The following is a 12,425-nucleotide window of genomic DNA, read 5'->3' on the forward strand; positions in this document are numbered from 1 at the left end:
GAACAGCAGCGATGCCTGTGCATAGCCGAGTTTCAGTGTCTGTGCCAGCAGATCACCACCCGTCTCGCCCAAGGTGGTCGCGGCGATCTTGAGTACCCAGAACATGACCGTGATCTGGGGAAGTTTGTAGTCGACGAGCAGACCCCGAGCCACGTGCTTCACCATCGGTGCTCTCCTTCTCCAGTGCCGATACCTCTTGGTCGCGAAGTCTGCTGAAGTGCTGCTGTGAGCATGCTGAAAGTGTGTTGCCGCTCACGCGGCGGTGGGCATTCTCGTCGCCGGAGATGAACCCGCTCAGCGCTTTTGCGGGTCAGGTGGCGTCGAGGAGACGGTATCCGACGCCGCGGATGGTTTCGATGCTGGCCGGTCCGAACGCCACCTCGATCATCTTGCTCGACCAGACCTTCGATCGTTAGCGCACCATCTGGTCGAGGTGCTCTGAAGCCAACGCCGCAGTGCTGAGTTCATTCGGGCAGCGTCTTGGTGCCGAGCTCGGAGGAGTTGCGGCGCCGTCGATGGATCGCGACGACGACCGTGACGGCAATAGCGAGTGCGGCGATCGCGGCGATGAGGTAGCTGGGGCCGCGGATGGCGTCTTCGACGGTGTGCCAGTTGGCGCCGACGGCGTATCCGGCGATCGCCAGGGCCCCGGTCCAGGGCAGGCATCCGGCGAGGGTGTAGGTGCCGAACCGCACCGGGGGCATGGCCGCGATCCCGGCGGGCAGGGAAATGAAGGTGCGGATGCCGGGCAGCAGTCGCCCCCAGAACACCGAAGAGGCGCCGCGGTGAACGAACCAATCCTGGGCTCGATCGATTTCTTCGGTGCGTAGCAGCACGAATTTGCCCCATCGGTGCAGGGCCGGTCGGCCGCCGTAGCGTCCGGCCAGCCACGCCACGTAGCTTCCGGCGACGTTGCCAAGGGTGCCGGCGGCGATGACGGCGATCAGGTTCGGGTGCGCTCCCGCGACGGCTCCACCGGCGAGCGCGCCGCCGAGCAGCATGGTGACCTCGGAAGGGATGGGGATGCAGGCGGATTCGGCGAGCATGAGAACAAAGATCGCGGCCCATCCGTAGTCGAGGATGAATTGCTGCATTCGGAACGAACTTCTTTCGTGCGGGGCCACCCATGATTCCGGGCAGGCGTGCGGGTCAGGGAATGAGATAGCCGCCGGTGTAGGTGCTTGCATAGGAGTCGCAGATCGCTTGGCGCACCGAGTCTGCGGGCCACGTGCTGCCGGTGTACTGCTCGCTGATCTTCATAGCGCGCTCGTTGATGACGCTTCGCCGCCAACCCGGGCACTGCTCGGGCAGCGCGTGAACGACGTGCAGCAGCGATATCAATGCCAGCGTGCGATGGCCGGGCCGTTGTGCATCCAGCAGTGAACGCTGAAGTGGTTGGCGCAGAGCGTTTTTGGTGTCGCGGTCAATCGTCGGCCATACAGTGATCGGGATGAATCCGAGCAGGCGATCGGATCGCCGAAGTATCTGCCGGCGCGAGCACAACCGGTCCAGAAGCGTCGTGCGCAGGCCTGGTTCGAGTTTGTGGATGGCCTGCTTGGGAGTCAGTGGGCGCTGCCGCAGTAATTCGACGGCGTGCACGAGCAGCGGATCTGCCTGCCAGCGAGCATGTTCGCTCTCATCGAGGACGAAGAGTCTGCCCGGGTGCATCGGTTCACCCGGTCCGGTTACCTGAATGAGCGCAGGGAAGCGGTCCGGCGCGGCCAGGTCGATGAGCAGGGCACCGGCGAGGGCGTGCGACAAACAGTGTTTGTCGACGAGTGGCTCTCCGGTGTGGTCGTCGAGTAGTAGCCATAGCAGGTCCTCGGCGAGCAGTGTCATGGTCTATTTCCAGCCGGATTCGCCGACATGACGGTCGCGCTCATATGCCCACGATGGATGCCGACCGCTGTGAGCACGCTGAGAAGCTGCGGATGAGGGACAGACAGCGACCAGATATCGCGGAGGTCAAGCGTCCGTGAGGGGTAGGTCGATGACGGCGATCGCGCCGGTCGGGTGGTTTTGGTCGATGCGGACGGTGCCGTGGTGTGCGGTGATGATCTCGGCGACGATGGCCAGTCCGAGTCCGGATCCGCCGGTGCCGCGACCGCGGTCGTGTTGTGGTCGGTAGAACCGGTCGAAGACGTGTGCGCGATCGGGTGCGGCGATGCCGGGTCCGTCGTCGGCGATCTCGATATGCGCGTTGGCCTCGTCTCGGCGGAGACGGACGGTGATGGTGGTCGCGGCGTAGCGGGTGGCGTTGTCGAGCAGGTTGCGGATGGCGCGCGAGATCTGGGCGGGGTCGCCGGTGATGCGTGCGGGTTCGACGGTGGTGGCGATGGTGAGCGTGGTGGTGGTTCGGGTGCGAGCTGCTTCGGCGGTGAGGACATCGTCGAGGTCGATATCGGTGCGCCGCTGGGTGAGTGCGTTTTCGTCGGCGCGGGCCAGTAGCAGCAGGTCGTCGATGAGCTGGCGCATGCGTTGTGCCTCGGGCAGCACGGTGTCGTCGAGCATGGCGGCGTCGAGAACAGTCGGTTGGGCGCGGCCCAGTTCGAGGGCGGCGGTGATGGTGGTCAGCGGGCTGCGGAGTTCGTGGGAGGCATCGCTGATGAAGCGGCGTTGAGCGTTGTGCCCGGCTTCGATCCGGGCGAGCATGTCGTTCATAGTCATTGCCAGGGCGGCGATTTCGTCGTTCTGCGCCGGTACCGGGATGCGGTCGGTGAGGTCGGCGCTGGTGATGGCGGCGACGCGGGTGCGGATGCGTTCGACCGACCGCAATGAACGCCCGACCAGGGCATAGGTGGCCAGTGCGGCGAGCGCGACGATGAAAGGGGTGGCGACAGCGACGAGGACGGCGACCAGTTTGATGGTGCGTTCGACTTCTTCCTGGTTGGTAGCGACCACGATCGTGTAGCGGCCGCCGCGCCCGTCGACGGTGGCCGCAGTTATTCGGCCTTCGTCGGCACGGGTGGTTGTCGGTAGGTGGTGGGCGATGGTTCCCGGGGCGGGGCGATCGTCGGTGATCGGGCGGGCGGGGCTGTCGGTGGAGCTCTGCACGACTTGGCCGGTCTGGTCGATGATCTGCACGATCGCGACCCGGTTGTCGGTTGCCAGGGCGCTGCGATCCAGGTCCGCGGGCGTGTCGAGGGCCAGCTGGGCAGTGACTTGGCGGATACGGTCGGTAGCGGCGTCGTCGGAGGCGGAAATCAGGGAGCGGTACAGCACATAGGTCAGCGACAGGGCCGCGACCGCGAGTGCCGCGGTGATGACGACCGCCACGATGAGCGCCGACCGAAACCGCAAGCCCCATCGGGTGGGATGGGCCAGCGTCCGCCCCATTCGTGTTGCGCCGCCGACGAAGCCACGGTCGATCGACCGTGGCTTCGCACCGGATGGGGGTGGGTTCATCCTGATCACCTTCGCGCGATGTTGTCGGTGGAGGCCGCATCGGGGCCATCGGTAGGTGGTGGCGGCGCCGGAGCCGTGTTGTCGTCACAGGTCATGTAGCACAGTGAGTGGTCGATGCCGGGCCAGCCGAATGGTGGTGGTCGAGGCGAGCAGTACCGCAGCGATGATGGCGGCGGTGAGAGCGGTGAGGTAGGGCCAAGGCAGGGTGGCGGTGGTCGGTGGTGGATCGAAGACGCCGCTGAGTTCGGTGATCAGCAGTCCGGTCAACGCGGCGCCGATGCTCGCGCCCGCGGTGAGGCCGCCGGTCAGCAGCACTGCGGCTTCGGCCAGGACGAAACCGCGCAGCTGTCGGGGTTGTGCGCCGACGGCGGTGGCCAGGGCGAAGCTGCGGCGCCGCTGGGTCAAGGTCAGTCCGAAGACCAGCGCGCCCGCCGCGGCGGCGATGGTGATGCCGAAGACGAGTTCGACCCGGGTGAGACCGTTCAGGTCGACCGCGGTGAGGCTGGAGCCGATGACGGCGCGCGTGCCGGTGAGATCGGTGACAGTGGCGGTGGTGCCGAGCGCGGTGCGGATGCGATCGGCGACCGCACGGGTGTCTCGGCCGCCGGTATCGACCAGATAGGCCCCGACGGCGTCGTTGCCGGTCCGGGCGGCGACGTAGGCGGCGTTCGCGACGAAGAAGCTGTCCTTGGGGGCGGTGGGGAATTCGGCGACGATTCCGGCGTATCGGAACGGTATTGTCCGTGATCCGCCGGTGGGATCGGTGAGCCGCAGTTGGATGGTATCGCCGGATCGGAGTTGGTAGTCGGTGACGGTTTCGGCGCTCACCAGTATGGCATCCGGATGTGCCGCGAGTTGATGTATCGCGTCGGTGACGGTGCTGCCGGGGAAGTAGGAGTCTTGCAATCTCGCGGCCGCGTTGATGGTGGCGGGGTCGATGCCGTAGAGGTCTTGCGCATCGTTGCCGATGTAGGCGAACCGGTGCTGCAGCGGTGTCACGGCACCGACGCCGGGAACTCCCGCGATGACCTTCGCGGTGTCCGAAGCGGGGGTCGCGGTGGTCGGTTCGGTGACCGTCACGTCGGCGCCGTTGGTGAGACGGGCGTCGATTTCGGCTTGGTGGCGATAGGTCGCATTGAACGTGGCGGTGGAGACCGCGAACGCCACCGTGAGTGCGAGCAGCACGATCGCGCGGGCCAGCGGCCGACGCTGCCTGGATAGGGAGTTGGCGACCAATTGCGACAGATTCCCCGCGATCGGCCGCATCAGGAAACCGATGATCCGGGAACTGTGGCCGAGAATGAATTCGGTTGTCCGCCAAGTGAACAACGCGGCACCCAGCCATAGCAACGCCGGCGCGGCGAAGGCCCAGTAGGACACCGAGATGGCTGGTGCGCCTTCCGGGGCCAGGACCAGGTGATAGCCGTTGCGTGCGGTGGACCAGTACACCGCCGCGGCGATCGCCAGCGCGATGATATCGAGTCCGAAGCGCCGCCAGCGGACCCGACCGGGACGCCACAGGGCCGTGCGGCCGAGGGCGACGGTGCCGGTGCGCAGGTCGTGCCAGCTCGGCCCGAGCACGGCGGCGACCGCGATGCCGATGCCGAGGGCCGTGGCCGACCCTGCCCACGTCCATGCGGTGCTGGTCGTGGCGCCGAAACCCGCTGAACCGAACATGGTGGCACCGATCACTGCGGCCGTACCGACGCCCGCGGCACTGCCGAGCACACCGACAAGGACGGCTTCGCCCGCGGCGATGCGGGTCAGTCGCGCCGTGCCCGCGCCGCGGGCACGCAGTAGCGCGTGTTCGCGGCGGCGGCGATCCCCATCCGCGGTGACGACGGCCGCGCTCAGCAGCGCGGCCAATACGGCGGCCGGGAGCCCGAGGAACAGGAACAGCACTCGAGCGTAGGCGGCATCGGAACGGGCCGCGTCCAGCGCGGCACCGAGGTTGTTGCCCACCTGCGCGCCCCCACCGGCACGCGCTTCCACATTCTTTGCGCGCGCGGTGATTTCGGTGAACGCGGCGGCCGGATCGCTGGGCAGGGTGTGGTCGAGAGCAACGTGAATTTGACTGCTCACCAGGTCGGGACGCATGGCCGCGAGCGGGTCGAACACGGTGTGCCAGTGGGTTTCGTCGAGCAGCAGCACGTTGTCGGGAGGTGCGGAGGGCTGGGTGTTCGCGGATGCGCCGATCGTCTGGAACAGAGCATCGGCCGATCGGAGATCGATCACGCCATCGACGGTGACCGACACCGATGCCAGCCCGGCACGTCCGATCACGACGGCAGAGCCGGGCGTGATTCCGGTGTTGGCGGCGGTTTGCTGCATGGCCAGCACACCGTGGTCGGCACCGACCAGTGGGCGGCGGGTCTGTGGAAACGACGCGAAGTAGTCCGCGGGGACACCGAGAACCCAGCCCGCTCCGGTCGAACGATCACCATCGGCGTTGGTGAAACCGCTGCTGTGGGCGTAGCCGACCGGCAGTGCCGCTCTAACCCCGGCGCTCTGGCGCAGCACATCCAGCACCGTTGCCTGCGAGGCGGTCTGGGCTATCTGCACCTGCCAGTCCACCGCGACCGAGTCGACGGCGCGTGCGGTCATCGATCGTTGCGCGGCGGTCAAGAAGGTGCCCAGCGACCCCAGCATCGCGACTGCGACGGCGACACCGATCGCGGCGGCGGCCAGGCGCCCGGCGCGGCGGCGAAGCAATCCGGTCAGCCACACCACGGCGAACATCAGCGACTCCATTCGCCGGGGCCGGTATCCAACTGCCCGTCGCGCATGGTCCACCGGGTTGCGAACATATCGGCGACAGCTGGATCGTGGGTGGTCAGCACGACTGCGGCGCCGATTGTTTCGGCGGTATCCAGCAACACCGTCAGCATCTGCGCGGCGGTGTCGTGGTCGAGGCGGCCGGTGGGTTCGTCGGCCAGAATCAGCGCCGGTCGCGCGGCGAGTACGCGCGCGACGGCGGCGCGCTGGGCCTGGCCCTCGGAAATGTCGTCGGGCAGTTTCGCTGCCAGCTCGGCGATGCCGAGTTGGTCCAAGGCGATGGCGGCACGTTTGCGCGCTTCACCGGCAGTCGATCCCCGTACCAATAGCGGCAACGCCACGTTCTCGGCCACATCGAGGGCGGGCATGAGGCTGGGGCCTTGGAACACGACACCCACCGCCTCCGCACGCCGGCGCGGCATGTGTGTCAGCGCAGGCCAGCTAACGGTGCCGGAGGTCGGAACATCGAGTCCGGCAAGCATGTGCAGCAATGTCGTCTTGCCGGAGCCGGAGCGGCCGGTGACAGCGATCCGTGCACCGGCCGGGATCCGGCAGGTGATACCGCTTACTGCGGTGATTGCCGATGCCCCGCGGCCGTAGCTGCGAAAGACGTTGTGGCACTGCACTAGAACGGTGGCTATCGCTGGTGCGGTGGAGGATGTCATGTGAGCCGCCCGTCGGTCAGGTGTAGAACGCGCCCGGCCGCCGCGGCGACCGCGGCACTGTGGCTGGCGACCACGATCGCGGTGCCCTGCTCGGCGATTGCGGTGAGTACCCGCAGCACATCGGCTTCAGTGCTGCTGTCCAGCTCACCGGTGGGTTCGTCGGCGAAGACCACCAATGGCCGGTTCACCACCGCGACCGCCACGGCGGCGCGAGTGAGCTCACCGCCGGAAAGCTGGCTAGGCAGCGCGTGCCCACGCTCGGCCACCCCGAGTTCCCTGAGCAACCCGGCTTGATCGGTACTGCGATGTCGACCGGCGAGCGCGGCGGCCAAGCGCAGGTTCTCGGTAACGGTGAGGTGGTCGAACAGGTTGCCCGACGCAAAGAGCATCCCGACGTGGCGCGCCCGGATCCGTGCGCGCACCTGCTCACTGCGATGGCTGAGCCGCTGCCCGCCGATATCGACACTGCCGCCATCGGGATCATCCATCCCGGCAAGACAATTCAGCAGCGTCGACTTACCCGAACCCGACGGCCCTGCCACCACCACGAACTCGCCCGCCGTCACCGACAGCGAAACACCTTGCAGTGCAAGTGCTTCCTCGTCGCCGATGCGGTAGAACCGATACAGCGACCGAGCCTGCACTGCGGGGAACACGCTCATCGCCAGTACAGCGAATCGCTGATCTGACGCCACGGATCGACGTTATCGGCCCCCTGCGGCCCGGACAGGGTGAGCACGACTTCGTTTCCGGCACGCCAGAACTCGTAGCGCTCCACCGCCTCGGTGACGGTCTTACCGGTCACCGAACTCGGCGCCGACAGCCCCTGATAGGTGACCAGCACGGCCTGACCCGCATGCCGCTGCACAACAGTGACGGCTCCCGGCGCGTAACCGGCGGTATCGGCGGCGATCGCGGGTAACTCCTCGGCGTTCACACTGTCCACCGTCGGCGCGGTGGGGCGAGGCAGCACTTGCATCCGAACGCTGTTGAACTTATCGGTGAACTCGGTGGCCGTGCCGAACTCGGCGTGTGTCCAACCCTGCGGAACCGACACCGTGAACACGCCACCGGGCGGGGTGAACGGCACGAACACCTGGTTGTCGGGAATGTCGCCCGCAGAGCCGGTGTCACCGGAATTCCCTTGCATGCTTGCACATCCGGCGGTGAGCGCCATGGTGCTCGCAACGACGGCGGCCAGCAGGAGCGCGACTCGTCGGGTCGTGCGGTCGTGCGATCGCCGCCGCGAGTTTCCGAGCATAGCTTTCGCGGTGATCATGATGTCGGCACCACTTTCGAGGATTCGTTCATGGGCGCGCCGTGCAGCCACGCCCGTAGGTAGGGCTGTAGGACCGCACCGATCAGCACGACCGAACAACCGAGAAGACCGCCACCGATCACGTCGGTGAGCCAATGCACCCCCAGATAAAGGCGGGTCGCCCCCATCGTGGCCACGACAACAACCACGAACAGCCCAGCAGCTATTCGACGCCACACCGCTGGCCGCGCACCGAGATAGGCCAGCAGCACCGAACCGACGAGTGCGACGGTGCCGGTCACATGACCGGACGGATACGAGAAGTCGGTCTGGGTCATCAACTCCACCACGGCCGGTGGGCGGGTACGCCCGACCACGACCTTGCTCATCCTGCTGGCCGCCGACGCAACGGCCACCGTGCCCAGAATCAGCACCATCGGCACCGCGCACCGCAACCACCAGGCCATCAAGCCCGCGAGCAGCAGGCCGATCACCGCGAGCCCCGCAGGGTCTCCCGCATGGGTAATAGCACGCGCGATGACGGTCCAGCCCGAGGATCTGTGGGTGGTGAACCAGTCGAGCGTCGTAGCATCGGCGCCGGTCAGCCACCCCGAACGTGACGCCTGCACACCCAACTCGACAAACATTACGATCACCGCCGCAGCCCGGACCGCTCGCCGCGCGGTCACCTGCGCCAAGCTTTGCGCAGGTTTGAACCGATCGACGAGCAACGACGCCACGATCACCGCCACACCCACCACCCCGGTCGACACCGCGATCTCCGCGGTCGCGGCCTCGGTGGAAACCTCGCAGACAGTCCGATCGATCAGATCGACGATGACGGGCACTGTCTCAGTCTGAGCGTGCGGTGCTGTGGAAACACTGAGAGCCCGACGCTTCACACACCAGTTTGGGCTGTAATGAACCAGGGGACAAATCAGGAAGGATAGGGCTGGTGCGGGTACTCGTGGTCGACGACGAAGTTCGATTGGCCGAGACCCTGCGGCGCGGTCTCGGCGACCACATCGGGGAAACCGGCGGGGATCTATTGGCGCAGACGCTGAAACTCGGCTACGCCCAAGCGTCACTGCTATTCCTCGCCATCTTCGGATCAGTCTGCTGACCCAGTTGCGCCGATTCCCCCCGCCCTCCCCACGGTGACGCTGTCAGGTGTGCGCGGCGGCGAGGTCCGCCGATCGCCGACTCCGGTCGCACGTCGAACACGAGGTCCCGGCCGGTGGATTCACGGATCTGACGATTCCACAGAGTATGGGGTGCGTTCTCAGCGTCTTCTCAGTGGCGTGCGAGCAATCTGTAGGCATAGTTCCCGCCAGTGCGAGGCCCGGCGGCCCTGGGTGCGCGCCGCACAGCAGCACTCGGGGGCGAGCGGAGGCCGAGTTGTACCGGACTGTCAGCCACGATGACGGGCGGCCGGTCTCACCCGGCCGTGTGCCTGCGGAGACGGAAGGCAGAAGATCATGCGGTACGGCACTGCATTGCGAGAGGAGATCGGCCGTCCGGGGGTGACCCCGTTGATCGGGATCTTCGACATGTACTCGGCCTCGATCGCCGCGCAGCATTTCGACGGCATGTTCGTGTCGGGTTTCGGGTTCGCTGCTTCCTACTACGGGCTGCCCGATATCGGGTTCATTGCCTGGCCTGACATGGTCGGATTCGTGCAGCGGTTGCGTCTGGCGTTTCCGGACCGGCATTTGCTGGTCGACATCGACGATGGCTACGTCGATGTGGAGATCGCCTGCCATGTGGTCGAGCAATTGGAGATGCTCGGCGCGTCGGGGGTGATATTGGAGGATCAACAACGTCCGCGCCGGTGCGGTCATGTGGCGGATAAGCGAATCCTGCCGCTCGAGCAATATCTGGAGAAGCTGAACCTGGTGTTGCAGACGCGCACCGATCTGGTGGTGGTCGCGCGTACCGACGCCACCGACGAGGACGAAATCGTGCGCCGTGCGCAGGCATTGGCCGCTACCGATGCCGATGCGCTGTTGGTCGACGGTGTGCGCAGTGTGCAGCGGATCCGCAAGGTCGGTGGCGTGATCGGCGCGAAACCGTTGTTGTTCAATCAGATCGCCGGTGGGCTCTCGCCGCGGTTGTCGTTGACCGAGCTCGAGGCGCTCGGGGTTGATGTGGCGATCTACTCCACGCCGTGCCTGTTCGCGGCGCACGCGGCGATGACCGAGGCGCTGGTGAGACTGCGCGCCGAGGACGGCCGCCTGCCCGAGGTCGGTGACAACGATGTCGGGGTGGCCTCGTCGATGGCGTTGCTGGAGGCCAACCTCTCCCGCCACCACCGCCGCGACCACGTCGGCACGGTGACGGGCCCGCGGCAGTGATGCGGGCGCAGCATATCGACTCGCCTGCCGCGTCCCGGCACCGGAACGCGGGATCCTCGTAATGGGGGACGTTGCTGCGGACGGGCTGCTGCACGTCGGATTTGGTGATGGCGAGGTAGCCGACCACAGCGAGGATGAGTACGCCGAGTGCAACCACGACGGGCCTTGGTTCACCTCGCGCGAGGCGCCCGAGGTGGACCTGGCCAGTTTCGCCGAGGTGCTGATACCGGTGGCTGAGGTGACGGCCCCGCCCGGGCTGGGCAATCCCCACCTGCCGCCGGCGCGGTTTATGGGCCGAGCCGAACAGCTTCAGCTCACCGATCCCACGGCGCAGCCGGTCGCGATGACCCACATTTCGTCGCCGTGTCCGAGGACAGGTGTCCGTTTCGCGGTGTCTCGGTCCAGCGTATCGCTCGGCATGTGCTGCCCGAACCGGTGCGGTGGCAAGGAAATCGACCCGTACCGGCGCCTCTGCTCCCGGTCGCGGGTCAGCGCCATGATGGCTGGAATTCACGTGTCGGCAAGCGCTTTCTCAGCGTTGCCTCAGCGAGTGGTCTGTACGTTCCCGGCTTGTGACGGAGATGAGGGAGTCCGAGGTCGGTAAGGCCCGGCGCATGCTGAGCAAGGTGCCAGAGGTCAGCGTGTGGTTCTGGATCATCAAGATCTTGTGCACCACGGTGGGCGAGAGCTTCGCCGACTGGATCAACACTTCGCTGGGCGTCGGAGTGAACCTCACGGCGCTGCTGTTCACGGTGGTACTCGTGGCGGTGCTGGGCTGGCAATTGTGGCTGAACCGGTACGTCGCGTTCGTCTATTGGCTGACCGTGGTGGTAGTCAGCGTCACCGGCACCCTGTACACCGACATCCTCACCGACAACCTCGATGTTCCGCTCGCGCTGAGCACCAGTGCCTTCGCCGCGGCGTTGGCGATCGTGTTCGGTGTCTGGTTCGCACGCGAACGGACGCTGTCGATCCACAGCATCGTCACCCTGCCGCGCGAATTGTTCTATTGGCTAGCCGTTTTGGTGACCTTCGCCCTCGGCACCGCCGCCGGTGACTGGACACTCGAGGCCACCGGCTGGGGACCGGGCACCTCGGTGCTACTGCCGACCGGGCTGATCGCCGTGATCGTCCTCGGTTGGCGGATGGGCGCGAACGCGGTGTTGTCGTTCTGGCTCGCCTACATCCTGACCCGGCCGCTCGGGGCGAATCTCGGTGATTGGTTCGCCTCCCCGACCACTGACGACGGACTCGGTGTGGGTACCGCCGTCACCAGCGTCGCCTTCCTTGCCGCGATCCTCGCCATCGTCGTCTTCCTGACGCGCACACGCAGCGATGTCATCGAAGACAAGCCAGAGACACCGGCATCCGCCACCAACCCGGCACGCGAACGAATCATGCTCGGCTATTACGCGCTCGTCGCGGTCCTCGCCGGTTCGCTGCTGGTATGGGCCGCGGCCCAGCCACACGCCGCTCCGGCCGGAGAAGAGGAAAACGCGTCGTCGTCCGCGTCCATCACGGCATCTCCGGGACAGACGACGGCGCACTTCCCGCCCGCCGAGATCGACAAATTCCGCACCATCACCCAGGACACGCTGACCAAGGTCCGAGCCGGAAACCAGAGCGAGGCGAAGGCTCGGATCAAGGACCTCGAAACCTCTTGGGACCAGGACGAAGCCACCTTGCGGCCGCTCGACGGATCGGCATGGAGGGTCCTCGATGGTCAGATCGACAGCGCACTGCATGCGTTGCGTGCGAGCAAGCCGGATCAGTCGGCCGAAATCCAAACTCTCACAACCTTGCTCGCTACGCTCGGATGACTCCGGCGCGACCGCAATCCTTCGTTCAGCAGCCGACCCTCGACAGGAAAGCGCATGGCCATCACGTATCTGGAATCGATCGTCGTCGGGGCGCTGCAAGGGGTGAGCGAACTGTTCCCGGTGTCCAGTCTCGGGCACAGCATTCTGT

The 12,425-nt window shown here is 66.4% G+C and carries 10 protein-coding genes and 3 pseudogenes; 4 read left to right on the top strand and 9 right to left on the bottom strand.

Translation table 11 applies throughout. The features are described from left to right. The 9 genes and pseudogenes from ABZW16_RS40265 to ABZW16_RS40305 all read right to left on the bottom strand — a co-directional run. Positions 1-165, bottom strand: a pseudogene (locus ABZW16_RS40265) (hypothetical protein); the annotation flags it as partial. 299 nt (positions 166-464) lie between these two features. Next, positions 465-1,094 carry a DedA family protein gene (locus ABZW16_RS40270; RefSeq protein ID WP_354961416.1) on the bottom strand — a complete coding sequence of 210 codons (630 nt, stop codon included), beginning with the start codon at positions 1,092-1,094 and terminating at the stop codon, positions 465-467. 55 nt (positions 1,095-1,149) lie between these two features. After that, on the bottom strand, positions 1,150-1,839 hold the full coding sequence (locus ABZW16_RS40275) for a GPP34 family phosphoprotein (protein WP_354961417.1): 690 nt from the start codon (positions 1,837-1,839) through the stop codon (positions 1,150-1,152). 126 nt (positions 1,840-1,965) lie between these two features. Beyond that, positions 1,966-3,405: an ATP-binding protein gene (locus ABZW16_RS40280; RefSeq protein ID WP_354961418.1), complete on the bottom strand. Its 1,440-nt coding sequence runs from the start codon at positions 3,403-3,405 to the stop codon at positions 1,966-1,968. A gap of 84 nt (positions 3,406-3,489) precedes the next feature. Continuing rightward, a complete protein-coding gene (locus tag ABZW16_RS40285) occupies positions 3,490-6,144 on the bottom strand; it encodes an FtsX-like permease family protein (protein ID WP_354961420.1) in 2,655 nt (884 codons plus the stop codon). After that, positions 6,144-6,845 carry an ATP-binding cassette domain-containing protein gene (locus ABZW16_RS40290; RefSeq protein WP_354961421.1) on the bottom strand — a complete coding sequence of 234 codons (702 nt, stop codon included), beginning with the start codon at positions 6,843-6,845 and terminating at the stop codon, positions 6,144-6,146. The genes ABZW16_RS40285 and ABZW16_RS40290 overlap by 1 nt, the downstream gene beginning before the upstream one ends. Then, a complete protein-coding gene (locus ABZW16_RS40295) occupies positions 6,842-7,540 on the bottom strand; it encodes an ATP-binding cassette domain-containing protein (protein WP_354961422.1) in 699 nt (232 codons plus the stop codon). Before ABZW16_RS40295 ends, ABZW16_RS40290 begins: the two co-directional genes overlap by 4 nt. Then, positions 7,504-8,124: a hypothetical protein gene (locus ABZW16_RS40300; RefSeq protein WP_354961423.1), complete on the bottom strand. Its 621-nt coding sequence runs from the start codon at positions 8,122-8,124 to the stop codon at positions 7,504-7,506. Before ABZW16_RS40300 ends, ABZW16_RS40295 begins: the two co-directional genes overlap by 37 nt. After that, positions 8,121-8,951, bottom strand: coding sequence for a phosphatase PAP2 family protein (locus ABZW16_RS40305; protein WP_354961424.1), 831 nt, complete (start codon positions 8,949-8,951; stop codon positions 8,121-8,123). Before ABZW16_RS40305 ends, ABZW16_RS40300 begins: the two co-directional genes overlap by 4 nt. Positions 8,952-9,070: 119 nt before the next feature. Between ABZW16_RS40305 and ABZW16_RS40310 the strand changes: the two are divergent. The 4 genes and pseudogenes from ABZW16_RS40310 to ABZW16_RS40325 form a co-directional block, all read left to right on the top strand. After that, positions 9,071-9,249, top strand: a pseudogene (locus ABZW16_RS40310) (hypothetical protein); the annotation flags it as partial. Positions 9,250-9,581: 332 nt separating this feature from the next. Further along, positions 9,582-10,457 (top strand): isocitrate lyase/PEP mutase family protein, encoded by an 876-nt coding sequence (locus ABZW16_RS40315; RefSeq protein ID WP_354961425.1) that lies wholly within the window; start codon positions 9,582-9,584, stop codon positions 10,455-10,457. Between the two features lie 581 nt (positions 10,458-11,038). Further along, positions 11,039-12,277, top strand: a complete 1,239-nt coding sequence (locus tag ABZW16_RS40320; RefSeq protein ID WP_354961426.1) for a hypothetical protein — start codon at positions 11,039-11,041, stop codon at positions 12,275-12,277. 54 nt (positions 12,278-12,331) lie between these two features. Then, positions 12,332-12,425 (top strand): annotated as a pseudogene (locus tag ABZW16_RS40325) (undecaprenyl-diphosphatase); the annotation flags it as partial.

This window comes from Nocardia sp. NPDC004604 (assembly GCF_040609795.1).
Lineage (GTDB): Bacteria > Actinomycetota > Actinomycetes > Mycobacteriales > Mycobacteriaceae > Nocardia.

Coding starts and splice junctions, on each gene's coding strand:
- ABZW16_RS40270 (WP_354961416.1), bottom strand. CDS start 1,094: ATGCAGCAATTCATCCTCGACTACGGATGGGCCGCGATCTTTGTTCTC.
- ABZW16_RS40275 (WP_354961417.1), bottom strand. CDS start 1,839: ATGACACTGCTCGCCGAGGACCTGCTATGGCTACTACTCGACGACCAC.
- ABZW16_RS40280 (WP_354961418.1), bottom strand. CDS start 3,405: ATGAACCCACCCCCATCCGGTGCGAAGCCACGGTCGATCGACCGTGGC.
- ABZW16_RS40285 (WP_354961420.1), bottom strand. CDS start 6,144: ATGTTCGCCGTGGTGTGGCTGACCGGATTGCTTCGCCGCCGCGCCGGG.
- ABZW16_RS40290 (WP_354961421.1), bottom strand. CDS start 6,845: ATGACATCCTCCACCGCACCAGCGATAGCCACCGTTCTAGTGCAGTGC.
- ABZW16_RS40300 (WP_354961423.1), bottom strand. CDS start 8,124: ATGATCACCGCGAAAGCTATGCTCGGAAACTCGCGGCGGCGATCGCAC.
- ABZW16_RS40315 (WP_354961425.1), top strand. CDS start 9,582: ATGCGGTACGGCACTGCATTGCGAGAGGAGATCGGCCGTCCGGGGGTG.
- ABZW16_RS40320 (WP_354961426.1), top strand. CDS start 11,039: ATGAGGGAGTCCGAGGTCGGTAAGGCCCGGCGCATGCTGAGCAAGGTG.